General features: G+C 74.0%; 20 protein-coding genes and 1 pseudogene. 5 read left to right on the top strand and 16 right to left on the bottom strand.

Annotated features, from left to right (window positions below; all coding sequences use genetic code 11):
- Position 1: 1 nt before the first annotated feature.
- Positions 2 to 1153 (bottom strand): glycerate kinase, encoded by a 1152-nt coding sequence (locus ACFY60_RS23865; RefSeq protein ID WP_388614926.1) that lies wholly within the window; start codon positions 1151 to 1153, stop codon positions 2 to 4.
- Positions 1154 to 1265: 112 nt separating this feature from the next.
- On the opposite strand from ACFY60_RS23865, the gene ACFY60_RS23860 reads away from it, so the two are divergent.
- Together ACFY60_RS23860 and ACFY60_RS23855 are read left to right on the top strand one after the other, a co-directional pair.
- On the top strand, positions 1266 to 2969 hold the full coding sequence (locus ACFY60_RS23860) for a BCCT family transporter (RefSeq protein ID WP_388614929.1): 1704 nt from the start codon (positions 1266 to 1268) through the stop codon (positions 2967 to 2969).
- Between the two features lie 75 nt (positions 2970 to 3044).
- Complete coding sequence (locus tag ACFY60_RS23855) at positions 3045 to 3545, top strand: NUDIX domain-containing protein (RefSeq protein WP_388614931.1); 501 nt, start codon at positions 3045 to 3047, stop codon at positions 3543 to 3545.
- Positions 3546 to 3593: 48 nt separating this feature from the next.
- Here ACFY60_RS23855 and ACFY60_RS23850 read toward each other — a convergent pair whose 3' ends face one another.
- On the bottom strand, positions 3594 to 3797 hold the full coding sequence (locus tag ACFY60_RS23850; protein WP_388614933.1) for a DUF2191 domain-containing protein: 204 nt from the start codon (positions 3795 to 3797) through the stop codon (positions 3594 to 3596).
- 64 nt (positions 3798 to 3861) lie between these two features.
- Between ACFY60_RS23850 and ACFY60_RS23845 the strand changes: the two genes are divergently transcribed.
- Positions 3862 to 4578, top strand: a complete 717-nt coding sequence (locus ACFY60_RS23845; RefSeq protein WP_388614936.1) for an NAD-dependent deacetylase — start codon at positions 3862 to 3864, stop codon at positions 4576 to 4578.
- Here the strand turns inward: ACFY60_RS23845 and ACFY60_RS23840 are convergent.
- From ACFY60_RS23840 to ACFY60_RS23815, 6 genes are all read right to left on the bottom strand, one after another.
- Complete coding sequence (locus ACFY60_RS23840) at positions 4575 to 5081, bottom strand: methylated-DNA--[protein]-cysteine S-methyltransferase (RefSeq protein WP_388614939.1); 507 nt, start codon at positions 5079 to 5081, stop codon at positions 4575 to 4577. The two genes, ACFY60_RS23845 and ACFY60_RS23840, sit on opposite strands and share 4 nt — an antisense overlap.
- A 9-nt stretch (positions 5082 to 5090) precedes the next feature.
- The gene (locus ACFY60_RS23835; protein WP_388614942.1) at positions 5091 to 6620 is read right to left on the bottom strand and encodes an AlkA N-terminal domain-containing protein; all 1530 of its coding nucleotides are present in this window, start codon (positions 6618 to 6620) and stop codon (positions 5091 to 5093) included.
- 88 nt (positions 6621 to 6708) lie between these two features.
- A complete protein-coding gene (locus ACFY60_RS23830; RefSeq protein ID WP_388615219.1) occupies positions 6709 to 7506 on the bottom strand; it encodes a metallophosphoesterase in 798 nt (265 codons plus the stop codon).
- A gap of 120 nt (positions 7507 to 7626) precedes the next feature.
- Positions 7627 to 8247, bottom strand: coding sequence for an L-threonylcarbamoyladenylate synthase (locus tag ACFY60_RS23825; RefSeq protein ID WP_388614944.1), 621 nt, complete (start codon positions 8245 to 8247; stop codon positions 7627 to 7629).
- Positions 8248 to 8256: 9 nt separating this feature from the next.
- Positions 8257 to 9669, bottom strand: a complete 1413-nt coding sequence (locus tag ACFY60_RS23820) for a phytoene desaturase family protein (protein WP_388614947.1) — start codon at positions 9667 to 9669, stop codon at positions 8257 to 8259.
- Positions 9670 to 9743: 74 nt separating this feature from the next.
- Positions 9744 to 10580 (bottom strand): inositol monophosphatase family protein, encoded by an 837-nt coding sequence (locus ACFY60_RS23815; protein ID WP_388614950.1) that lies wholly within the window; start codon positions 10578 to 10580, stop codon positions 9744 to 9746.
- A 176-nt stretch (positions 10581 to 10756) separates the two neighbouring features.
- Here ACFY60_RS23815 and ACFY60_RS23810 point away from each other — a divergent pair, with 176 nt between their 5' ends.
- Together ACFY60_RS23810 and ACFY60_RS23805 are read left to right on the top strand one after the other, a co-directional pair.
- Positions 10757 to 11554, top strand: a complete 798-nt coding sequence (locus ACFY60_RS23810; protein ID WP_388614953.1) for a S1 family serine peptidase — start codon at positions 10757 to 10759, stop codon at positions 11552 to 11554.
- 203 nt (positions 11555 to 11757) lie between these two features.
- Entirely contained in the window at positions 11758 to 12219 is a 462-nt protein-coding gene (locus ACFY60_RS23805) for a GNAT family N-acetyltransferase (protein ID WP_388615222.1), read from the top strand.
- A 223-nt stretch (positions 12220 to 12442) separates the two neighbouring features.
- On the opposite strand, the gene ACFY60_RS23800 is transcribed toward ACFY60_RS23805, so the two are convergent.
- The 8 genes and pseudogenes from ACFY60_RS23800 to ACFY60_RS23765 all read right to left on the bottom strand — a co-directional run bounded on the left by ACFY60_RS23800 (position 12443) and on the right by ACFY60_RS23765 (position 23178).
- Positions 12443 to 15697 carry a tetratricopeptide repeat protein gene (locus ACFY60_RS23800; protein WP_388614956.1) on the bottom strand — a complete coding sequence of 1085 codons (3255 nt, stop codon included), beginning with the start codon at positions 15695 to 15697 and terminating at the stop codon, positions 12443 to 12445.
- A 16-nt stretch (positions 15698 to 15713) separates the two neighbouring features.
- The gene (locus ACFY60_RS23795) at positions 15714 to 16226 is read right to left on the bottom strand and encodes a hypothetical protein (RefSeq protein ID WP_388614958.1); all 513 of its coding nucleotides are present in this window, start codon (positions 16224 to 16226) and stop codon (positions 15714 to 15716) included.
- Between the two features lie 72 nt (positions 16227 to 16298).
- Entirely contained in the window at positions 16299 to 17840 is a 1542-nt protein-coding gene (locus ACFY60_RS23790; RefSeq protein ID WP_388614960.1) for an NCS1 family nucleobase:cation symporter-1, read from the bottom strand.
- Positions 17841 to 17909: 69 nt separating this feature from the next.
- Positions 17910 to 18911, bottom strand: a complete 1002-nt coding sequence (locus ACFY60_RS23785; protein ID WP_388614962.1) for a TIGR03842 family LLM class F420-dependent oxidoreductase — start codon at positions 18909 to 18911, stop codon at positions 17910 to 17912.
- A gap of 11 nt (positions 18912 to 18922) precedes the next feature.
- Positions 18923 to 20332, bottom strand: coding sequence for a dihydropyrimidinase (gene hydA, locus ACFY60_RS23780; protein ID WP_388614965.1), 1410 nt, complete (start codon positions 20330 to 20332; stop codon positions 18923 to 18925).
- A gap of 124 nt (positions 20333 to 20456) precedes the next feature.
- Positions 20457 to 21737, bottom strand: a complete 1281-nt coding sequence (locus ACFY60_RS23775; RefSeq protein WP_388614967.1) for an aspartate aminotransferase family protein — start codon at positions 21735 to 21737, stop codon at positions 20457 to 20459.
- Positions 21734 to 22576: a nitrilase-related carbon-nitrogen hydrolase gene (locus tag ACFY60_RS23770; protein WP_388614970.1), complete on the bottom strand. Its 843-nt coding sequence runs from the start codon at positions 22574 to 22576 to the stop codon at positions 21734 to 21736. Before ACFY60_RS23770 ends, ACFY60_RS23775 begins: the two co-directional genes overlap by 4 nt.
- 220 nt (positions 22577 to 22796) lie before the next feature.
- Positions 22797 to 23178: pseudogene (locus tag ACFY60_RS23765) on the bottom strand (PPOX class F420-dependent oxidoreductase).
- Positions 23179 to 23246 lie beyond the last annotated feature (68 nt).

Here is a 23246-nt window from a genome sequence, read left to right as displayed (position 1 = left end):
GCTACAGGAGGAAGTCGCGGGCGATCGCCGCCGCCACGTCCTCCAGGAGCGGGCCGGCGTTCGCCATGGAGGTGGCGGGGTCGGGCTCCAGGTCCGCGAGGGGGTAGGCGCGGCGGATGCCGGCCGCGCCGAGGGTCTCCGGGGCGAGGGCGAGCCGTCCGCAGACCGCGACGACCTCCTTGCCGGCGGCGCGGGCCGCCGCGGCGACGCCCGCCGGGGCCTTGCCGTGGAGGGTCTGCTCGTCGAGGGAGCCCTCTCCGGTGATGACCAGGGTGGCCTTCTCCAGGGCGGGTGCGAAGCCGAGGACCTCCAGCATGAGTTCGATGCCGGGGCGGAAGCTCGCGCCGAGGATGAGGGCGCCGTAGCCGATGCCGCCCGCGCCGCCGGCGCCGGGGGCGACGGCTGCCTCGGCCGCCCGGGTGCCGATCGCCTTCTCCAGGACGGTCGCGTAGTGGGCGAGGGCCGCGTCGAGGGTGCGGACGTCCTCCGGGGAGGCGCCCTTCTGCGGGCCGTAGACGGCGGGGGCGCCCTTCGGTCCGGTCAGCGGGTTGTCGACGTCGCTGGCGAGGATCAGTTCGACCTCGGCGAAGCGGGGGTCGAGACCGGAGAGGTCGGCGGTGGCGAGGTCGGCGAGCGGCGCGCCGCCGGGTCCGACCGGTTCGCCGGAGGCGTCGAGGAAGCGCGCGCCGAGGGCGGCCAGCATGCCGGCGCCGCCGTCGGTGGTGGCGCTGCCGCCGACACCGAAGACGAGGGTGGTGGCCCCGGCGTCGAGGGCGGCGCGGAGGAGTTCGCCGGAGCCGTAGGTGGTGGCGGTCAGCGGGGCGAACACCCCGGACGGGAGGAGCTGGAGACCGGAGGCCTCCGCCATCTCGACCACGGCGGTCGTGCCGCGCAGCGCGAAGGCCGCGGTGACGGGCTCGCCGAGGGGCCCGGTCACGGTCGTCTCACGGCGCTCGAAACCCGCCGCGACCGCCGCCGCGACCGTACCGTCGCCGCCGTCCGCCACGGGCAGGGTCACCACGTCGAGGTCGGGGACGACCCTCCGCAGTCCCGCCGTGACCCGCTCCGCGACCTGCACGGCCGTGAGCGAGCCCTTGAACTTGTCGGCCGCCACGAGCACGTGAGCGACCTGAGTTGCTGCTCCGTCCGTCACCTTGCATCCCTTGCTTTCGAACAGGCAGTCGCGCCGTCGCCGACCCTATCCGTACCGCCGGACGGCGTGCCACCCCCGGATATCGCGATATCTCGGACCATAGTGGGGCCCCATGAGCACGGAACGGATCGAGCCGGGCCCGCGGGGGCCGGCGGGGCGGCGGGGACGTCCCGCGCCCGACCGGAAGGTCATCGGGATCGGGGTCGCGGCGGTCGCGGCGGCGGTCGCCTGGGCCGCTCTCGGCGAGCGGTCCTTCGACAGCGCCTCGGCCGCGGCCCTCGGCTGGGTCCTGGCCAACTTCGCGTGGCTGTTCGTGGTCGCGGCGGACCTGTTCCTGGTCCTGTGCGTGGTGATCGCGCTGAGCCGCTTCGGCAGGATCCGGCTGGGCGCGGACGACTCCGAGCCGGAGTTCACGAACCTCGCGTGGATCGCGATGATGTTCAGCGCCGGCATGGGCATCGGTCTGATGTTCTACGGGGTCGGGGAGCCGCTCCAGCACTTCCTGGACCCGCCGCCGGCGAGCGGTGCCCCGGCCGGGACGGGGAGCGCCGCGCTCAGCGCCATGGAGTACTCCTTCTTCCACTGGACGCTGACGCCGTGGGCGATCTACGGCATCGCGGGTCTCGCGCTCGCGTACGCGGGCTTCCGCAAGGGCCGGGGCAACCAGCTGAGTTCGGCGTTCGTGCCGCTGATCGGCGCGCGCCGGGCGGCCTCGTGGCCGGGCAGGGCGATCGACCTGCTCGCGGTCTTCGCCACCGTCTTCGGCACGGCGACGAGTCTCGGCCTCGGCGCGCTCCAGGTGGCCGAGGGCCTGAACCTGACGATGGGCGTGGCGGCGTCCACGTCCACCGAGCTGATCATCATCGCGGCCCTGTCGGCGGCCTTCGTCCTGTCGGCCTTCTCCGGCCTGCACAAGGGCGTGAAGTGGTTGTCCACGCTCAACATCGTGCTCGCGGCCGGGCTGATGCTGTTCGTCTTCCTGCTGGGCCCGACCGTCCACATCCTGGACACGATCCCGGCCTCCGTCGGCGGCTATCTGCACCAACTGCTGCCCATGGCGAGCCGGACGGGCGCCTTCACCGACCGCGAGTGGCTGGGCGCGTGGACGATCTTCTACTGGGCGTGGTGGCTCTCCTGGGCGCCGTTCGTGGGCACCTTCATCGCCCGGATCTCCCGCGGGCGGACCGTCCGGGAGTTCCTCATGGGCGTGCTGCTCGTGCCGTCCGGGGCGACGGTGATCTGGTTCTGCGTGATGGGAGGTACGGCGATCCGGCTGGAGTCGACGGGCGCGGCGGATCTGGCGGCGGCGGTGAAGGACGGCGCGGAGGCCTCCCTGTTCGCGATGCTGGAGGCGCTGCCGCTGGGCACGGTCACCTCCGTCCTGGCGATGGTGCTCGTGATGACGTACTTCGTCACGAGCGCGGACTCGGCCTCGCTGGTGATGGGGTCGCTGACGAGCCGGGGCTCGCTGCATCCCCCGACCTGGCTGGTGGTGACCTGGGGCGTGCTGATGGCCGCCGTGGCGGCGGTGCTGCTGGTGGTCGGCGGGCTCGACTCGCTGCAGACGGCGACGATCCTGGTGGCACTGCCGTTCGTGCTGGTGATGCTGGGGCTGTGCGTGGCGCTGCTGAAGGAGCTGCGGGAGGACCCGGGCGCGGGACCGGCCCGGCACCACGCCCTCCACGGTCTGCGGGACGCGGTGCGGACGCTGGTCGGCGAGGCGATGACCGAGCAGGGGCCGCCCGCCCGGCACCACCGCCTGCGCCGCCTGGCGCGGGGCCGCCGCGACGGCGAACCGCCGGAGGGCGAGGGCTGAAACGGGGGCCCGGGCGGGGCGGCGACGCCGGGCGGAGACCGGCCGGGGCGGGCCGCTTCCGGCTACCCTGACGGGGTGACCACCACCGACTACGCCACGTACCTCGCGGGTCTCCCCCGCGTCCTGGCCGCCGCGGCGGTCCTCCTGCGGGACGCGGCGGGCCGCGTGCTGGTCGTGGAGCCCGACTACCGCCCGCACTGGAGCCTGCCCGGCGGCACGATCGAGTCCGACGCCGGGGAGACGCCCCGGCAGGCGGCGCGCCGGGAGGCGGCGGAGGAGATCGGCCTGGACGTGGAGCCGGGGGCGCTCCTCGCCGTCGACTGGGTGCCCGGCACCGACCGCCCGCCGATCGTGGCGTACGTCTACGACGGCGGCGTGCTGTCCGGGGAGCGGCTCGCGCGCATCCGGGTCCGGGAGGGCGAGCTGCTCTCCTGGAAGCTGATCGGGCGGGACGAGATCCCCGCCCATCTGCCGGGCGGCCGGGGCCTGCGCGTGCTCGCCGCCCTGGACGTCCTGGAGTCCGGCCGCGCCGGTCCGGCGGAACTGGTGGACGGGCGCCCGGCCGCAACCGCCTGAGCCTGCCGGTCCTCGGCCCCGGCCCGCCGTACGCGCCCGTCCGCCGCGTCAGCCCTGCGGCGGCTCGGGCGGCAGGAGGTCACCGGTGCGGTGGGCCTCGTCGCGGGTGGCGGTACGGGCCTCGGTGCGGTGGCCGCGGGCCACGTAGTCACGGACCACCGCCTCGACCGCGTCCTGGGGGTTGCCGACGCCCGAAAGGACCATGACGTCCACGACGAGTCCGGCATCGAGCACGATGTTCACCTTGGCCATGCGGGGAACGTAGCACCGGGAAACCCGCTCGCGGCAGGGGCGGGAACTTCTTAGGGTCGGTGGTATGACGATGGTCGCGATCCTCACCGGCGCCGGTGTCTCCACGGACTCGGGCATTCCCGACTACCGGGGGCCCGACGGGCTGTGGCGCAAGGACCCGGCGGCGGAGCGGCTGGTGACGTACGGGCCGTACATGGCCGATCCGGAGATCCGGCGACGGGCCTGGCGGATGCGGCTGGACGGGCCGGTCCTGAAGGCCCGGCCGAACGCGGCGCACCTCGCGATCGCCGCGTTCGAGCGGAGCGGCCACGCGCTGCGGGTGCTCACGCAGAACGTCGACGGACTGCACCAGGCGGCGGGGGTTCCCGACCGCAAGGTGCTGGAACTGCACGGTTCGGCCCGGTCGGTGGTGTGCACGGCCTGCCGTGCCCGGTCCTCCATGGAGGAGGCGCTGGACCGGGTGCGGGCGGGCGAGGCGGACCCGCCGTGCCGGGCCTGCGGCGGGATCCTGAAGTCGGCCACGGTGATGTTCGGCCAGCGCCTCGACCCGGTGCTGCTCGCCGAGGCGGTGTCCGTCGCCAAGGCGGCCGAGATCTTTCTCGCGGTCGGTTCGAGCCTGCAGGTCCAGCCGGCCGCCTCCCTCGCGGGGACGGCGGCCGAGCACGGGGCCCGGCTGATCGTCGTGAACGCCGAGCCCACCCCGTACGACCCGCTCGCCGCCGAGGTGATCCGCGAGCCGATCGGGACGGCCCTGCCGGCGCTCCTGGAGCGGCTGCGTTAGAACAGGGCGTCCCGCGGTGCCGGGAGGGTGCCGGCTTCGAAGGCGAGGAGACGGCGCTTGCGGTCCAGGCCACCGCCGTAGCCGGTGAGGCCGCCGCCCGCGCCGATCACCCGGTGGCAGGGGACGATGATGCTCACCGGGTTCTTGCCGTTGGCGAGGCCGACGGCCCGGGAGGCGGTGGGGGTGCCGAGCGCCTCGGCGAGTTCGCCGTACGTCCGGGTCTGCCCGTACGGGATGCGGAGCAGTTCGTTCCAGACGCGTCGCTGGAACGGGGTGCCGTCCAGACGGAGCGGCAGGTCGAAGGCGGTGAGGTCGCCCGCGAAGTAGGCGTCCAGCTGGCGGACCACCTCGCCGAAGGGGCGCGGGTCGGGCTCGCCGAAGGTCTCCTCGGGCGGGCGGTGGCGCTGGCCGGTCATGTGGACGCGGCTGAGGACGCCGTCGACGGCGACGAGGGTCAGCGGCTCGTAGGGGCTGTCCACGACGGTGTGCTGCACGGTGGGCATGGCGGGTCCTCAGGCGGGTGTCGCGGGCGTGGCGGGGGACGCCGGCAGGTGGTTGATCGGATGGTCGTCGGTGGCCCAGAGGTACTGGACGGCGTAGGCGCGCCAGGGCCGCCAGTGGGTGGCGCGGGCGGTGAGCGCGGCGGGGGTGGCGGGCAGGCCGAGGCCGGCGGCGGCGCGGCGGACGCCGAGGTCGCCGGCGAGGAACGCGTCGGGGTCGCCGAGCGCCCGCATGGCGATGATCTCGGTGGTCCAGGGGCCGAATCCGGGCAGGGCGAGGAGCCGGGCGCGGGCCTCCTCGCGGTCGTGGGCGGGTCCGAGCGGAAGGCTGCCGTCGGCGAGGGCGCGCACCAGGGTGAGGAGGGTGGTCCGGCGGCTGCGCGGCAGGGCCAGGGCGTCGGGGTCGAGGGCGGCCAGCGCCTCGGGGTCCGGGAAGAGGTGGGTGAGTCCGCCCTCGGGGTCCTCCACGGGGACGCCGTGGGCGGTGACGAGCCGGGCGGCATGGGTGCGGGCTGCGGCCGTCGAGACCTGCTGGCCGAGGACGGCCCGGACGGCGAACTCGGCCGGGTCGACGGTGCCGGGGACGCGGCGGCCGGGCGCCGCGTCCACGAGCGGGGCGAGCAGGGGGTCGGCGCGGAGCCGGTCGTCGACGGCGACCGGGTCGGCGTCGAGGTCGAGGAGGCGGCGGCAGCGGCTGATGGCGTGCGCGAGGTCGCGCGGGTCGGTGAGGGAGAGCCGGCAGGCGATGTGGCCGGGGCGGGGGGCCAGGGCGGCGATGCCGTGTCCGTACGGGAGGCGGAGGGTGCGCCGGTAGGCGCCGTCGCGCCACTCCTCCACGCCGGGGACGGCGGTCGCGGCGAGGTGGCCGAAGAGGTTGGAGGGTTCGAGCGGGGCGCGGAACGGCAGGCGGAGGCTGATGACGCCGGGCGCCGGCGCGGTGCCGGCGGGTCCCGGGGAGCGTCCCGGGTCGGCGGGCCGGCGGGCGGCGCGGGCGCGGAGCTCGCCGGGGGTGAGGGCGAACACCTCGCGCACGGTGTCGTTGAAGGTGCGGATGGAGGCGAACCCGGCGGCGAAGGCGATCTCGCCCATGGGCAGGGCGGTGGTCTCGATGAGCACGCGGGCCGTCTGGGCCCGCTGGGCACGGGCGAGGGCGAGGGGTCCCGCGCCGAGTTCGGCCAGGAGCTGGCGTTCGATCTGGCGGGTGGACCAGCCGAGCCTGCGGGCGAGGCCGGGAACGCCCTCCCGGTCGACCACCCCGTCCTGGATGAGCCGCATGGCGCGGGCGACGGCGTCGGCGCGGACGTTCCACTCCGGGGAGCCGGGGCTGGTGTCGGGCCGGCAGCGCTTGCAGGCCCGGAAGCCGGCGCGCTGGCAGGAGGCGGCGCTCGGGTGGAACTCCATGTTCTCGGGCTTGGGAGGCACGACCGGGCAGCTGGGCCGGCAGTAGATGCGGGTGGTCCGGACGGCGGTGAAGAACACGCCGTCGAAGCGGGCGTCCTTCGACTGGACGGCCCGGACGCAGCGCTCGGTGTCGGTGTGCATGGATCCAGGATCGTGGACCGGCGGCGTCCGGGCTGGCAGAAAAACGACAGGGACGTCCGCGCCCGGCCGGGAGGAGCGGCAGGACCCGTCAGACGGGCACGGTCCGGTAGTGGGTGGTCAGCCGGCCGTCGCCGCCCAGGACGTGGAAGGCGAGGGCGGGCGGCAGGCCGAGGTGGAGGTGCGGGTCGGCCGGGTCCGGGTGCTCCCAGGGGAGGCGGATCGCCGAGTGGACCCCGGGCGCGACGAGGAGGGGGCGCCCGGCGAAGGTGGTGGCCGCCGCCGTGTGGGCGTGGCCGGCGAGGAAGGCGGTGAGGTGGGGGTGGCGGCCGGCGAGTCCGGCGAGCCGCTCCTCGCCGAACTGGCGGATCTCGTCCACGTACGGCGTGTGGAGCGGTACGGGCGGGTGGTGGAAGGCGACGAGGACGGGGGTCTCGCGGGGCGTGGCGGCGAGGACGCCGTCCAGCCAGGTGAGGGTCTCGTCCTCCAGGAGGCCGTGGTGCTCGCCGGGGACGGAGCTGTCGCAGAGGGCGACGACGAAGCCGTCGCCGCGCAGCACCTGGTTCACGGGCGCGTACGGGTCCCGGGGCGCGGCGGCGGGAGTCGCGCCGGCCTCGGCGCCCGGAGCGGGGACGGGCAGCGCGGCGCGGAAGGCGGCGCGGTCGTCGTGGTTGCCGGGGCAGAGGAGCAAGGGATGGCGGGAGCGCAGCAGTGCGCGGGCGACGGCGTACTCGGCGGGGGTGCCGCTGTCGGTGATGTCACCGGTGACCAGGACGGCCGCCAGGTCGTACGGCAGCTCCTCCAGGTACCGGAGCACGGCGCGGGTACGGGCGGCGCTCCGCTCCGCCTCGTCGATGTGGACGTCGCTGACGTGGGCGATGACGATCACGGTACCGGCCTCCGGTGGTCGCTTCCTGTTGCCGGCCCGACCGTAAATGATCACGGCCCGTTCCGTAAGGGCCGGCCGGCGGCGGGTGGCCCGGAGCGCCGCGCCGCTCGCGCCGGAGGCCTACTCGAAGCGGGTGGGGTCGCCCGCGCCGACGCGGAGGATCTCGGGTTCCCCGCCGGAGAAGTCGACCACGGTGGTGGGGACGGTGCCGCAGTCCCCCGAGTCGAGCACCACGTCCACCTGGTGGTCGAGACGCTCCTTGATCTCCCAGCCCTGCGTCAGGGGTTCCTCCTCGTCGGGCAGCAGGAGGGTGCTGGAGAGCAGCGGTTCGCCGAGCGCGGCGAGCAGGGTCTGGGTGACGACGTGGTCCGGGATGCGTACCCCGACCGTCTTCTTCTTGGGATGGAGGAGCTGGCGCGGCACCTCCTTGGTCGCGGGCAGGATGAAGGTGTAGGCGCCGGGAGTGGCGGACTTGACGGCCCGGAAGACGTTGTTGTCGACGTGCACGAGCTGGCCCAGCTGGGAGAAGTTCGCGCACATGAGGGTGAAGTGGTGGCGGTCGTCGAGGCGGCGGATCTCGCGGATGCGGGTGATGCCGTCGTGACTGCCGACCCGGCTGCCCAGGGCGTAGCAGGAGTCCGTCGGGTAGGCGAGGAGCCCGTCCTTCCGGATGGTGTCGACGACGGAGTCGATGACGCGCGGCTGGGGGTTCTCGGGGTGGACGTCGAGGTACTTGGCCATGGGCGCAGTCTATTTTCGCAGCCGGCGCCAGACCGCCTTCGCCGCGTTGTGCCCGGACATGCCGTGCACGCCGGGGCCGGGCGGCGTGGCGGAGGAGCAGAGGAAGACCGCCGGGTGGGGGGTGCTGTAAGGGCGGAGCGACAGGGTGGGGCGCAGGAGGAGCTGGAGGCCGCCGGCCGCGCCGCAGGCGATGTCGCCGCCGACGTAGTTGGCGTTGCGGGCGGCGAGTTCGGCCGGGGCGGCGACGGCGCGGGCGAGGACGCGGTCGCGGAAGCCGGGGGCGAAGCGCTCGATCTGGCGCTCGATCGCCTCGGTGAGGTCGCCGCGCCAGCCGTTCGGGACGTGTCCGTAGGCCCAGAAGACGTGCTTGCCCTCGGGCGCGCGGCCGGGGTCGACCAGGGTGGGCTGCGCGGTGATGAGGAAGGGGGTGGCGGGGGCGGTTCCGGAGGAGGCCTGGTTCAGGGCGGTGCCGATCTCGCCGGCGGTGGGCCCGATCTGGACCGTGCCGGCGCGGCGCGGGGCCTCGGCGGTCCAGGGCACGGGACCGTCGAGCGCGTAGTCGATCTTGAAGGCGGCGGCGCCGTAGCGGTAGCGGTCGTAGTACCCGCCGAGTCCGGCGATCCGGGCGAGGGCGGTGGGCGAGGTGTCGAAGACGTAGGCGCGGGCGGGCGGCAGGTCGTCGAGGCGCTTGACCTCGAAGTCGGTGTGGACGGCGCCGCCCAGGTCCTTCAGATACGCGGCGAGGGCGTCGGAGATGCTCTGCGAGCCGCCCCGGGGCAGGGGCCAGCCGCCCGCGTGGGCGGCGAGCGCGAAGACCAGCCCGACGGCTCCGGTGGCGAGTCCGCCGAGCGGGGCCATGACGTGGCCGACGAGTCCGGCGAACAGCGCGCGGGCCTTCTCGTCGCGGAAGCGGCGCATCAGCCACGTGGACGGCGGCAGTCCGGCGAGGCCGAAGCGGGCGAGGGCGACCGGGTCACGGGGCAGCGCGGTCAGCGGCAGCTGCATGAAGTCCCGTACGAGGGTGTCCCAGTGAGCGAGGAAGGGCGTGACGAGCCGCCGGTAGGCGCCCGCGTCACGCGGACCGAGGGAGGCGGCCGTCTCGGCGACGGAGCGGGCGAGGACGGCGGCGGTGCCGTCGTCCCAGGGGTGGGCCATGGGCAGCTCGGGGTGCAGCCACTCCAGGCCGTACCGGTCCAGCGGCATCGTCCGGAAGACCGGCGATCCGGCGCCCAGCGGGTGCACGGCGGCGCACGGGTCGTGGCGGAAGCCGGGAAGGGTGAGCTCCTCGGTCCGGCAGCCGCCGCCGACGGTGGACTTCGCCTCGAAGACGGCGACCGAGTGGCCACGGCGGGCGAGTTCGACGGCGGCGGTCAGTCCGTTGGGCCCCGCCCCCACGACGACGGCATCGAGCATCGACGGCACCTTCGGGCTCCTTCGTCAGCCGGCGGCCAGGGTTCTCAGGATAGGACGGCGGGCTCCCGGGACTCGCGCGCCCCTCAGGCACCCCTGAGGAGCCCTCCGATCCGCTCGGCGGTCGCCGCGTCCCGGGCGGCCGTGAACGGCAGGGCGTTGCCTCCGGCGATCCGGAAGGGCTCGCCGGTGAGGGTCGCGTGCGCGCCGCCCGCCTCGGCGACGAGCAGCAGTCCGGCCGCGTGGTCCCACGCGTACTCCCAGGAGAAGGCGACCGCGTCGAGCGCGCCCCGGGCCACCGCCAGGTACTCGAGCCCGGCGGAGCCGCAGGGGCGCGGACGCACCCCGTCGGTGTCGAGTCCGAGGAGGGCCCGCTTCTGGTCCGGGGTGGTGTAGTCGGGGTGCGAGGTGGCGACCTCCAGGACCGCACCGGCGGCGGGCGAACCGGAGCGTATCCGCCGGCCGTTGAGGGTGGCGCCGTGCCCGCGCACCGCGACCGCGAGCTCGTCCAGGGCCGGCGCGAAGGTCCACGAGGCGAGGATCTCGCCGCGCCGCGCGAGGGCGACGAGGGTGCAGAAGGCCGGGTCGCCGTGGACGAACTGGCGGGTGCCGTCCACGGGGTCCACGATCCAGACGGGGGCGTCCCCGGCCAGCGCCCCGTAGACCTCCGGGTCGGCGTGGACGGCCTCCTCGCCGACGACGACGGAGCCCGGCAGGAGCGCGGTGAGCGAGGCGGTCAGGTCGGCCTCGGCCGCCCGGTCCGCCACCGTGACGAGGTCGTGCGGGCCGTTCTTCTCGATGATCTCGTGGGTGGCGAGCTGCCGGAAGCGCGGCATGATCTCGGCGGCGGCCGCCTTGCGGACCGCCTCCTCGACCTCGGTCGTACCGCCGGCGAGGACGTGCTCCAGGAAGTCTTCGATCATGCGTCCAGCTAAGCACGGGCCACCGACAACCGGTATGGCGCCCTTGCCCGGCCCCGTCCTTCCCGGCACCCGGGGCGCGACGCCCCGGACATCAGTCCAGAACCACGGACGGGTGACCCCTCGCCCCGCGTCTCGTTGACGTCATGAACATGCGGCGTCGACCGTAGGGAGATCTCATGCGAGGGGCCGGACGGCTCGTGGCCTCACTCCTGGGGGCGGTCCTCACCGTCACCCCGCTCGGCGCGGCCCCGGCGGGGGCCGTCGTCGGCGGCCGGGAGGCCCGGCCGCACGCGTACCCGTACGTCGCGGCGCTGGTGGACGTCGAGGAACGCCGGGCGTTCTGCGGCGCGGTGCTCGTCGACGACCGCCACCTCCTGACGGCCGCGCACTGCCTGACCGGTTCCTACGGTGACCCCCGGCGGGTCGCCGTGCTGCTCGGCGACCACGACCTGAAGACCGGGACGGAGTCCCCGTACGCGGTGCTCGCCCGGCCCGCCCGGTTCGCGCGCCACCCGGCGTACGACCCGGAGACCCAGCGCGACGACATCGCCGTGATCACGCTGACCCGCCCGGTCCGCCACGACCGGGGCGTCCGCCCGGTACGGCTGCCGGCGCACACGGCGCCGGACGCCTTCGACCGGACACGGGTCGAGGTCGCCGGCTGGGGGACGACCTCGTTCGGCGGTGGCCCCTCCCCCGTGCTGCGGACCGTGACCCTGGAGACGATGGACAACGAAACGTGCGCGGCGCGGGGCGTTCCGGGCCTGACACCGGCCCAGATCTGCACCTACGCGCCGGGCCGGGACGCCTGCGTGTACGACTCCGGCGGCCCGCTGGTCCACCGGGACCGCGACGGCCGCCCCACTCTCGTCGGCCTCGTCTCGTACGGACGGGGCTGCGCCACCAGCACGCCCGCCGTGAACACCCGCGTCCGCGCGCACCTCGGCTGGATCGCGCGCGCGACGAGCGCCTGACGCCCGGCCGGACCTGGCGCGCGTCCTCGGCGCCCGCACCGGAGGCGCGGCGTCGGTCCCCTGGGGCCTGTATCAAAAGTGACTGGTTGTGACTCCGTGGCCTGTGCTTCTATGCCCGAGTGAACATCGAGAGTTCCGGGGTGCCGGATGAGAGGCCGAGCCCCTGGGTCCGGCAGAGGGCCGAGGGCGATGTCGAGGAGTGCGTGCGGGTCCTCGCGGAGGTCCATGCGCGCGACGGCTATCCGGTGAACTGGCCGGATCGGCCCGGCGAGTGGCTGTCACACGGTCCCCTGCTGGGCTCCTGGGTCGCCGAACTCGAAGGCGGCCTGGTCGGGCATGTCAGTTTGTCGCAAGGCGGCGAAGACGATGTGGCCCCGACGTTGTGGAGCGAGCGGAACGGGACGACGCGGGGTATGACCGCCGTGGTCAGCAGGCTGTTCGTCGCCCCACGGGCGAGGGGACATCGGATCGGTGCCCTGCTGATCGGCCGAGCAGTGGAGGAAGCGCGGCGTCGTGGCCTGCACCCGGTGCTCGACGTCGTCGCATCCGATACCGCGGCGGCAGCCCTGTACGAGCGGCTGGGCTGGGAGCTGATGGCCACGGTCGAGCAGCAGTGGAGTCCGCACCAGACGGTGGCCATCCGCTGTTACGCAGCGCCATCGTGACGTGGTCGGTCACAGCCGCTCGTCGATGGCCGTGACGAGGCCGGTCGCCCCGTACCGGCCGCGAGTTTTTCGTGCCTGGTAGCCACGGCGCGGTTTCGGCAGCAAGGACCGCCCCTTCGCGCAGGTAGCGCGCGAGGGACTGCTCGTCCTGCTCTCCTTCGTCACGTACGGCAGCATGAAGCGAGGGGCCCGTCAGGCCGGCCGTGGGTCAGCCGCCTTCCCCCTAGGGGGTGCGCCGGTTCCGCCGGTTCCGCCCGGCCTTTCTGGCGGCCACCCTCTGCGCGTACACGCGGCGCGTGAGGGGGTGCTGGACTCCGTACGTGCGCAGACACGTCGTCAGGATCTCCTCGTACAGCCGGCGGGACTCCCGCTTCATCCCGGCCTCCAGGAGGACTCCCGCCATGCTCAGGCCGGTGGTGATCGTGTCGGGGTGGGCCGGGCCCAGCACCCTCTCCTGATGGTCGAGGGTCTGCCCGAGCAGGGGGACGGCCCGGTGGAAGTCGCCCGCCCCGGCGTGGGCGGTGGCCAAATTGTGGAGGGCGGTGAGGGTGTGGGCGTGATCGTCGCCGAGGGCCCGCGCGCACGCGGTGGCGTTCTCCTCGTAGAGCCGTACGGCCCGGCGGAGATCGCCCGTGTCGCCGTACGATCCGGCGAGGCTGTTGCGGACGGTGAGGGTGTCGGGGTGGGAGGGGCCCTGGACCTGTTCCCGGCCGTGGAGTGCCCGCTCGAAGAGGGGCACGGCCTGCTCCGGCCGGCCCGCCAGCCGGAGCGTGTACGCGAGCATGCCGAGGACGGCCAGGGTTTCCGGGTGGTGGGGGCCGAGGTCCCGCGTCCGCGCGTGGAGCGTCTGTTCGTAGAGGGGGACGGCCTGGTCGAAGGCGCCCGCCTCGCGGTGCGCGTCGGCGAGGTGACGGCGGCTGGTGAGGGTGTCGGGATGGTCCGCGCCGAGTGTTCGCTCCCGGGCCCGGAGGACCTCCCGGAAGAGGGGGAGGGCCCGGTCGGGGGCGCCGGCCATGAGGTGGGAGACGGCCAGGTTGTGGCGGACGGTGAGGGAGCGGGGGTGGTCCTCGCCCAGCCGCTCGCGGTCTTCGGCGTCGGCCTGTTCGAGCAGCGGGACGGCCCGCTCCGGGTCGCCGGCGGCCAGGAAGCCGTACCCGATGTCGGCGCCGTGGCTGTCGGGGGGTTCGTCGCCGGGGACGCCCGAGTGCACGGCGCCGGGGTGCACGGCGCCGGGCGGCCCCTGTGCGTCGCCTGGCGCGGCGAGGCGCGCGGCCCGGTCGGGCTCGCCGGCCGCCCGGAGGGTGAGCGCGAGGGCGACGCGCGTGGCGCGGGTGGTGGCGTGGCCCGGACCGAGGACGCGTTCCATGGCGGGCAGCGCCCGTTCGAACTGGGCGACGGCCCGGTCGGTGTCCCCCGCGTCCCGGTGGGCGCCCGCCAGGTTGGCGCGGGCGAGAAGGGTGTCGGGGTGGTCCTCGCCCAGGACCCGCTCCATGTCCTGGAGGATCCGCTCGAAGAGGGGGACGGCCGCGGCCGGGTCCTCGGGTGCCGTGCGGGTGGCGGTCAGGTTGTTCCGCGTCACGAGGGTGAGGGGGTGGTCCTCGCCGAGGACGCGCCGGCACGCGTCGAGGTTCTCCTCGTACAGGCGGACGGCCCCGGTGCGGTCACCCGCCTGCCGCCGGGTATGGGCGAGGGTGTTGCGCAGGGTGAGGGCGTGGTGGGCGCCCTCGTCGCCCTCGGCCGGGAGCACCACGTCCTCGGGGTGGCGGCCCAGCAGGGCGAGGGCCTTCTCCGGTTCGCCCGTCGCCCGGTAGGCGTCGGCCAGGTTGTTGCGGCCGGCGACGGTGAGCGGGTGGTCGGGCCCGAGGACGCGTTCCTCGTCGGCGAGGGCCCGCTCGTACAGGGGGACGGCCTTGTCCGGCCGCCCCGACGCCTCGAGGGCGTGCGCGAGGTTGTGCCGGCCGGTGAGCGTGTGGATGTCGTCCTCGCCCAGCTCCCCCTCGTGGTGCTCCAGGGCGCGGCGCAGGTGCCGGGCGGCCCGGGTGCCGAGCCCCTGGCTCAGGAGGAAGACCCCGGCGTGTGTCAGGAGGCGTGCCGTGGTCCCGGTGTCGGCGGCCACGGGGGTGTGGGTGGCGAGGGCGTCCATGTGCGGGAGCAGGGCGCGGCCGGTGGGCCAGTTCGCGGGGTCCTGCCAGTCGGTCGACCGGACGGCGGAGAAGAGGGCCGACGTGGCGCGGTCCCGGGCCTCGGCGACGAGTTCCGCGCCGCGGTGGGGGTCGTCGGCGTCGGGGGTGCGGGCGACGGACTGGACCAGCCGGTGGAGGGAGAGGGTGTGGCTCGCGGCGTCCACGGTGATCAGGCTGTAGGCGTTCAGGACACCGACCGCGCCGGCGATCTCCGCCGGTGCCGCGGTGTCGTCGAGGAGGCCGGCGGGGATGCGGTCGGGGGCGTACCAGGCCAGGGTGCGCAGCACGTCGGTGGCGCCCGGCCGTCGTTGTGCCACCTGGTCCAGCGAGACCCGCCAGACGCGGGCGACGGTGCGTTCGGGGTCGGTGACGCCGACGCCGCCCTGCTGGTAGAGCGGGGCGGGGTCCTGTCCGAGCAGGTCCAGGTAGCCGAGGGGGGTCAGGAGCGGGTTCTGGGCGAGGAACGCGGCGGCCTGCTCGACGGCGAGCGGCAGATGGCCGAGTTCGGCGCAGAGGGCGGCCGCTCCGGTCAGGTCACGGGGGCCGCCGGCCGTGACGACGCGGGTGAGGAGGGCCAGGGACTCGTCCGGTTGCAGGGTGTCGAGCCGGATGACGGTGGTGGCGTCGTGCCACACGGTGGCGAGTCTGCTGGTGATCAGGAAGCGGCCGTGCGGCGCGCGGGCGAGGAGGGGGGCGATGTGGGCGGGGTCGGTGACGTTGTCCAGGACGAGCAGCCAGCCGTCGTGCGCGGCGAGCCACTGCGTGCCGTTCTCGGCCAGCGCCTCGGTCGTCAGCGCCTTGGAGGTGGCGGGCTGCAGGGCGGTGGAGAGGGCGGCCAGGCCCTGCTCGACGGCCGCGGGGCTGTCGGCGGTGATCCACCGGACGGGGGCGAGGCCGTGCGTGCGGGCGCGGGTGGCCGCCCAGTGCACGGCCAGCGCGCTCTTGCCGATGCCGCCGAGCCCGTGCACGGCCTGGAGCCACACACCGCCGGGCTCGGCCAGGGCGGCGTCGAGGCGGTCGAGTTCGGCCGTGCGGCCCACGAAGTGCCCGGACCGGTACGGCAGGTTGTCCAGTCCCGGCCTGGCGCCCACCTCGGCCACGGGCCGTACCGCCTCGGGCGGCAGCACCACGCGGGTGTGGTCGTTGTAGATGCCCGTGACGGCGATGCCGCCGTTCGTCGCGAACGCGTTCCCGCTGCCCGTCACCCACTGTCCGGCGGGTTCCGCGTCGGCCGTGCGCCCGGCCGGGGTGCGCCCGCCCGGGTCGTGCCGTCTGCCCCACCGCCACTTGGCCACGTCTGCGCCCGGCCGGCTACTCGGTGACGACGCCGCTGACGGCCGTGGACCCGGCGCCGGTGGCCTCCGCGTTCCCGGTGCGGACCGCCCGGGCGGCCTGACCGCCGCCCGTCCGCCGGACGCCGGTCACCGCACTGCCTCCGTCGCGCGCCACCGCGTCGCCCGTGGCGAGGGCCACGTCGCCCGCGGCCTCGGCGACGAAGGCGGGCAGGGCGCGCAGGTCCCCGGCCGCTCGCTCCTGGTCCGCGCCGTGCAGGGCGGCCAGGAGGGTCTCGAACCGCTCCTGCCACACCCCCTCCTGGCGTGCGAGTTCCTGCCCCCGGTCCACGGCACGGTCGGCCTCCAGGGCCTCGGCGGTCCGGTCCAGGCGCTCCAGGGCGGCCTGCTCCAGCTGCTCGTCGCCGCGCCCGATGAGCGCGGCGACCCGGTCCCGCACCCCGTACCAGGCGTCGGTCCCGGCGGCCTGCACGACCGCCGCCCCGCCCGCCGCGGCCACCGCGGTCAAGGCCTCGACCAGCACACCCGCCACCCGCCCCTCGTATCGGTTCGACCACTCTGCCCGCACCGTACAGCCGTTCGCCCGAGCGGGGGTGAGAACCGGTCAGCCGGTCGCCGGCCGGTCGCCGCGAGCCACCCGCCCCTTCATGAGCGCGGTGTGGAGGAGCAGCGCGGTGACGAGGCCGACGGCCCAGCCGTAGTCGGCGAGCGGTCGCAGGAACGGAACGAGGCCGTCGGCCGGGAAGGGCCCCTTGCCGGGCTCCGAGTGCGAACCGCCGACCGCGAGGACCCCGCCGACGGCGAAGGCGAGGACGGCCGCCGGGTTCCAGCCGCCGCGGTACCAGTAGGGGCCGTCGGCGCGGTAGAGCCCTTCGAGGTCGAGGACGGTGCGGCGGACCAGCCAGTAGTCGGCGATGAGGACGCCGGCGACGGTGCCGAGGAGTCCGCCGACGAGCCCGAGCCAGGTGAAGATGTACAGCTCCGGGGTGGAGGTCAGCTTCCACGGCATGACGAGGACGCCGACGATGCCGGTGATCAGCGCGCCCCTGCGGAAGTTCACGTGTTTCGGGGCGAGGTTGGCGAGGTCGTACGCGGGGGAGACGACGTTCGCCGCGATGTTCACGGAGACGGTCGCGACCAGGACGGTGACGAGGGCGAAGAGGAGTCCGAAGACGTTGTCGGTCTTCGCGGCGAGTGCCACCGGGTCCCAGACCGCCACTCCGTGGACGGCCTGGGCACCGGAGGTGACGAGGACCGAGAGCAGCGCGAACAGGGTCATGGTGGTGGGCAGGCCGAGGGCCTGCCCGGCGACCTGGGCGCGCTGCCCGGCGCCGAAGCGGGTGAAGTCCGGGATGTTCAGGCTGAGCGTCGCCCAGAAGGCGATCATGCCCATGAGGGACGGGAGGAAGACGGGCCAGAAATCGGCGCCCCAGCCCAGCTTCGAGGGCTGGTCGAGCAGCGGTCCGAATCCGCCGGCCTTGACCGCGATCCAGACGAGCAGGACCAGCGCGCCGACGATGACGAACGGGGCGGCCCAGTTCTCGAAGCGGCGCAGAGCCTCCATTCCCCGGTGGATGATGGCCAGTTCGAGTGCCCAGAAGAGGACGAAGCAGAGCCACAGGGTCCAGGGCTGTCCGCCGATCCTCCCGGCCGCCGCCCAGTCGCCGCCGAAGGCCTTGTCGAGCAGGACGAAGACGCCCTGGCCGCCGATCCAGGTCTGGATGCCGAACCAGGCGCAGGCGACGGCCGCCCGGACGAGGGCCGGCAGGTTGGCGCCCCGCAGTCCGAACGAGGCACGGGCGAGGACCGGGAACGGGATGCCGTACTTGGGGCCGGCGTGCCCGGTCAGCAGCATGGGGAGCAGCACGACGAGGTTGGCCAGGGCGATGGTGAGGACGGCCTGTTTCCAGTCCATGCCGAGGGCGATCAGGCCGGAGGCGAGCAGCCAGGACGGGATGTTGTGGGCCATGCCGACCCAGAGGGCGGCGAAGTTGTACGTGGTCCAGCGGCGGTGCGCGACGGGGACGGGCAGCAGGTCGTCGTTGACGAACCGGGGGTCGGTGAGGGCCGTGCCGGGCGGCAGTTCGACGCGGCCGCCGGGTATGCCGGGTCTGCCCGCGGGGTCGGTGGCGCCGGTGGTGGTCATGGTGGCGGAACCCTTCGGTCGGGGGCGGGGCGGAAGGGTTGTGCGGGGTGGGGGGTTCGGCGGGCCGGGTCAGCCGGTGAGGGCGGGGATGATCTCGGAGCCGTACGCGTCGATCGTGCCCTCGCGGTCGTCGTGCATGGCGTACACGGCGAACTGGTCGACCCCCAGGTCCCTCAGGTGCCGGAGCCGGTCGAGGTGGGCCGCGGCGGGGCCGAGGAGGCAGAAGCGGTCGACGATCTCGTCGGGGACGAAGTCGGTGGAGGGGTTCCCGGCGCGGCCGTGGTGGCTGTAGTCGTAGCCCTGCCGGTTCTTGATGTACGCGGTCAGTTCCCCGGGGACCATGTCCGAGTGCTCGCCGTACCTGGCGACCAGGTCGGCCACGTGGTTGCCGACCATGCCGCCGAACCAGCGGCACTGGTCCCGGGCGTGCGCGAGGTCGTCCCCGACGTAGGCGGGGGCGGCGACGCAGACGGTGATCGAGGCGGGGTCCCGGCCGGCTTCCCGGGCCGCCTCGCGGACCGCCTTGACCATCCATTCGGTGAGGAAGGGGTCGGCGAGCTGGAGGATGAATCCGTCGGCCTTCCGCCCGGCGAGGGCGAGGGCCTTCGGGCCGTAGGCCGCCATCCAGACGGGAAGCCTGCCGTCCTTCACCCACGGGATGCGGACCGGGTTGCCGTCGACCTCGGCCTCGCGGCCCTCGGCCAGGTCGCGGATGACGTCGATGGCCTCGCCCAGGCGGGCGAGGGTGTTCGGTTTGCGGCCGGCGACGCGCATGGCGGAGTCGCCGCGGCCGATGCCGCAGACGGTCCGGTTGCCGAACATGTCGTTGAGGGTGGCGAAGGTGGAGGCCGTCACCTCCCAGGTGCGGGTGCCGGGATTGGTGACCATCGGGCCGACGTGCAGCTTGGTGGTGTGTTCGAGGATCTGGCTGTAGATGACGAAGGGTTCCTGCCACAGCACGGCGGAGTCGAAGGTCCAGCCGTAGCGGAAGCCGTTGCGTTCCGCGCGGCGCATCAGGCCGACGACCTGTGAGGCGGGCGGGTCGGTCTGCAGGACGAGTCCGAAGTCCACGGGTCGGCCTCCTAGTTCAGGTACTGGCAGGTGGAGCGGGGGATGAAGGCGCCGTGGCCGGCCCGGCCGGTGAACGTGCCGTGGTCGATGACGACGTCGCCGCGCGAGAGGACGGTCTCGACCCGTCCGGTGACCGTCCTGCCCTCGTACGCCGAGTAGTCGACGTGCATGTGGTGGGTGGCGGCGGAGAGGGTCTGGGTGGCGTGCGGGTCGTAGAGCACGATGTCGGCGTCCGCGCCCGGCGCGATGGTGCCCTTCTGCGGATACAGGCCGAACATGCGGGCCGGGGTGGCGCAGGCGATCTCGATCCAGCGGCGGCGGGAGATGTGTCCGTCGACCACGGCCTGGTGGAGGAGGTCCATGCGGTGCTCCACGCCCGGCAGCCCGTTGGGGATCTTGGAGAAGTCGCCGAGGCCCAGGTCCTTCTGGCCCTTGAAGCAGAACGGGCAGTGGTCGGTGGAGACGACCTGGAGGTCGTTGGTGCGCAGGCCGCGCCAGAGCGCCGCCTGGTGCTCCTTGGGGCGCAGCGGGGTGGAGCAGACGTACTTGGCTCCCTCGAAGCCGGGCTCGGCGAGGTTGTCGGTGGACAGGAAGAGGTACTGGGGGCAGGTCTCGCCGAAGACGGGCAGGCCCTTGTCGCGGGCGGCGGCCAGCTCGGCGACGGCCTCCTGGGCCGAGACGTGGACGACGTAGAGCGGGCTGCCGGCGACCCGGGAGAGCTGGATGGCGCGGTGGGTGGCCTCGGCCTCCAGGAGGGCCTTGCGGACCTCTCCGTGGTGGCGGGGGTCGGTCTCGCCGCGGGCGAGGGCCTGCTCCACGAGCACGTCGATCGCGATGCCGTTCTCCGCGTGCATCATGATCAGTCCGCCGTTGTCGGCGGAGCGCTGCATGGCGCGCAGGATCCGGCCGTCGTCGCTGTAGAAGACGCCGGGGTAGGCCATGAAGAGCTTGAAGGAGGTGATGCCCTCCTCGACGAGCAGGTCCATCTCCTTGAGCGTGTGCTCGTTCACGTCGGAGAGGATCATGTGGAACGCGTAGTCGATCGCGCAGTTGCCGTCGGCCTTGGCGTACCAGGTGTCGAGGCCTTCCCGCAGCGGCCGGCCGGCGGACTGGACGGCGAAGTCCACGATGGTGGTGGTGCCGCCCCAGGCGGCGGCGCGGGTGCCGGTCGCGAAGGTGTCGGAGGCGAAGGTGCCGCCGAAGGGCAGTTCCATGTGGGTGTGGACGTCGACGCCGCCGGGCAGGACGTAGCGGTCGGTGGCGTCGAGGATCCGGTCGGCGGTCCAGCCGGCGGCGGTGTCGGAGCCGTGGGCGGCGAGGGCGGCGACGCGGCCGTCCTCGATCAGGACGTCGGCGTGCAGCTCGTCGGCGGCGGTGAGGACGAGTCCGCCGCGGATGAGGGTGCGGTTACGGGTGCTCACGGGCTTCTCCTCGGCTGGAGGTCCTGCCGGTCGGGTCGGACCGGGGAGCGGGGGACGCGACACGTGGTGCTCGGGCGGTGCCGTCCGGACCGTGCGGTGGCACGGCGGGATCCGGACGGCTCGCCTACAGGGAGCGCAGGGCCTGTTCGAGGATGCCGGCGCCTTCCTCGGCCTCGGCGACGGTGAGGGAGAGCGGCGGGGCGACGCGCAGCGCGCTGGTGTCGTGGCCGCCGCCCTTGCCGATGAGCAGGCCGTTCTCCCGGGTGGCCTCCAGCACGGCGGCGGCCGCGTCGGGGTCGGCCCGGCCCGTGACGGGGTCGGCGAGCTCGATGCCGATCATGAGGCCGCGGCCGCGCACCTCGCGTACGGCGTCGACGCCCGCCGCGACGCCGCGGAGGCGTTCGAGGAGGAGGCCGCCGACGCGCCGGGCGTTGCCCTGGAGGTCGTGGGCGAGGAGGTGGCCGAGGTTGGCCAGGCCGGCGGCCATGGTGACGGGTGAACCGCCGAAGGTGGAGATGGAGTGGGCGTCGAGGCAGTTCATGATCTCGGCGCGGGCGACCACGCCGCCGATGGACATGCCGTTGCCGATGCCCTTGGCGAAGGTGAGGATGTCGGGCGGTCCGGCCTGGCCGTGGGCCTGCCAGCCCCAGAAGTGGTCGCCGGTGCGGCCCCAGCCGGTCTGCACCTCGTCGGAGATCCAGAGGATGCCGTGCCGGTCGAGGACGCGGCGGAAGGCGGCGTAGAGGCCGTCGGGCGGGGAGGTGAAGCCGCCGACGCCCTGGACGGGTTCGGCGATGAGGGCGGCGACGTCGCGGGTGTGGCCGAGGAGGTCCTCGAGGTCGGCGACGCAGGCGTCGGTGAACCGCTCGTCGGTGTACTGGGCGTACGGGCCGCGCGTGCGGACACCGCCGTGCACGTACAGGGTCTGGAGGGGCGACAGGCTCGTGGGGGACCAGGAGCGGTTGCCGGTGATGCCGACGGTGGAGAAGGAACGGCCGTGGTAGCTGTTGCGCATCGCCAGGATCTGGTTCGACCGGCGGTACGTGGTGGCGAGGAGGAGGGCCGTGTCGTTGGCCTCGGTGCCCGAGGTGGTGAAGAAGACGCGGGCGTCGGGGATGCCGGAGAGGGCGGCGATCCGTTCGGCGAGCTCCACCATGGGGCGGTTGAGGTAGAGGGTGGAGGAGTGGATGATCCGCCCGGCCTGCTCGGCGATGGCCTTGGTGACCTCGGGGAGCGCGTGGGCGGTCATGGTGGTGAGGATGCCGCCGAAGAAGTCGAGGTACTTGCGGCCTTCGGCGTCCCAGACGTGACGGCCCTCGCCGTGGGTGATCTCCAGCGGCTCGCGGTAGTAGAGGGCGAGCCAGTCGGGGGCGACGGCGCGGTGCCGTTCGTACAGGCCGCTCACGGCTCGACCAGCCCGTCGTACGCGTCGGGGCGGCGGTCCCGGTAGAACGCCCACTGGCGGCGGACCTCCCCGATGAGGCCGAAGTCCAGGTCGCGGACGACGAGTGCCTCCTCCTTGTCGGAGGCTACGTCTCCGACGAACCGGCCTCGCGGGTCGACGAAGTAGCTGGTGCCGTAGAAGTCGTTGTCGCCGTACTCCTCGACACCGACGCGGTTGATGGCGGCGACGAAGTACTCGTTGGCGACGGCGGCCGCGGGCTGCTCCAGCTGCCAGAGGTGGGAGGAGAGGCCGCGGTGGGTGGCGGACGGGTTGTAGACCAGCTGGGCTCCGTTGAGGCCGAGTTGGCGCCAGCCCTCGGGGAAGTGGCGGTCGTAGCAGATGTAGACGCCGACCTTGCCGACGGCGGTGTCGAAGACGGGCCAGCCGGCGTTCCCCGGGCGGAAGTAGTACTTCTCCCAGAAGCCTTTGACCTGCGGGATGTGGTGCTTGCGGTACTTGCCGAGGTACGTGCCGTCGGCGTCGATCACGGCCGCCGTGTTGTAGTGGAAGCCCTCGCTCTCGACCTCGAAGACCGGGACAACGATCACCATGCCGGTCTCCCGCGCGAGTTCCCGCATCCTGCGGACGGTCGGGCCGTCGGGGACGGGCTCGGCCCAGCGGTAGTGCTCCGGCTCCTGGACCTGGCAGAAGTAGGGGGCGTTGAACACCTCCTGGAAGCCGATCACCCGGGCTCCCTGCCGGGCGGCCTCCCGGGCGTGCTCCTCATGTTTGGCGATCATGGATTCGGTGTCGCCGGTCCAGGTCGCCTGCACGAGCGCGGCGCGTACGACGTCGGACATGAGCTGCTCCTTCGGCACGGCGTCGATGAGCCTCTACGCACGTAGACGCGATGCGTAGGAAGAGAACGTAAGCCCCGTCACACCCCGGAGCAAGACCACTGCCGCGAAGCATTCGAGTCGATCATGTTTCATACCCGAGTGGTCCACAACGGACATCCGTCGGTACACAGCGACATCCGTACGGTACGGAGCGTTCATCCGGGCCCGCGCCTCCGGGCGCTCAGAAGCTCACGACGATCCCGGTGTGCGGGCGCCGGCCGAGCCGGACGGCCGTCGCCGGCAGGTCCACGAGCCAGAACTGCCAGGTGTACTTGCGGCCCAGGAGCCTGCGGACCCGGCGCAGCTCCTCCCCCGTCACGAGCCGCGCCGTCCCCCGCACCCGCGCGGCGCCCTCGGAGACGTTCCCGCGCACGTCGCAGACGGCCACCTCGACGGCCGGGTCGTTGCGCAGCCGCTTGACCTTCCAGGAGTCGGGTCCGGGTCCAGGCGTACAGCTCCTCGCCGTCGACGGCGTACCAGACGGGCGTCGCGACCCCCGTCCCGTTCTTCCGGAAGGTGGTCAGACTGACGTAGCGGCCGTGCCGCAGCTCCTCGGGCATCATGGTGGGAGCCTATGCGGCGCGGCGCGGACCGCCGGGCCCGGACCGGGGGCTCCTTCCCGTACCGCGCC

This window comes from Streptomyces sp. NPDC012827 (genome assembly GCF_042900905.1).
In the GTDB taxonomy this organism is placed as follows: domain Bacteria; phylum Actinomycetota; class Actinomycetes; order Streptomycetales; family Streptomycetaceae; genus Streptomyces; species Streptomyces gulbargensis.
Note: the sequence above shows the minus strand (reverse complement) of the source record. Positions and strands in the feature narration are given on the sequence as shown.

Excerpts from the sequence above, each read along its gene's own strand:
- ACFY60_RS23860 (WP_388614929.1), top strand. The coding sequence starts at position 1,266 with ATGAGCACGGAACGGATCGAGCCGGGCCCGCGGGGGCCGGCGGGGCGG.
- ACFY60_RS23850 (WP_388614933.1), bottom strand. The coding sequence starts at position 3,797 with ATGGCCAAGGTGAACATCGTGCTCGATGCCGGACTCGTCGTGGACGTC.
- ACFY60_RS23845 (WP_388614936.1), top strand. The coding sequence starts at position 3,862 with ATGACGATGGTCGCGATCCTCACCGGCGCCGGTGTCTCCACGGACTCG.
- ACFY60_RS23840 (WP_388614939.1), bottom strand. The coding sequence starts at position 5,081 with ATGCCCACCGTGCAGCACACCGTCGTGGACAGCCCCTACGAGCCGCTG.
- ACFY60_RS23835 (WP_388614942.1), bottom strand. The coding sequence starts at position 6,620 with ATGCACACCGACACCGAGCGCTGCGTCCGGGCCGTCCAGTCGAAGGAC.
- ACFY60_RS23825 (WP_388614944.1), bottom strand. The coding sequence starts at position 8,247 with ATGGCCAAGTACCTCGACGTCCACCCCGAGAACCCCCAGCCGCGCGTC.
- ACFY60_RS23815 (WP_388614950.1), bottom strand. The coding sequence starts at position 10,580 with ATGATCGAAGACTTCCTGGAGCACGTCCTCGCCGGCGGTACGACCGAG.
- ACFY60_RS23810 (WP_388614953.1), top strand. The coding sequence starts at position 10,757 with ATGCGAGGGGCCGGACGGCTCGTGGCCTCACTCCTGGGGGCGGTCCTC.
- ACFY60_RS23790 (WP_388614960.1), bottom strand. The coding sequence starts at position 17,840 with ATGACCACCACCGGCGCCACCGACCCCGCGGGCAGACCCGGCATACCC.
- ACFY60_RS23770 (WP_388614970.1), bottom strand. The coding sequence starts at position 22,576 with ATGTCCGACGTCGTACGCGCCGCGCTCGTGCAGGCGACCTGGACCGGC.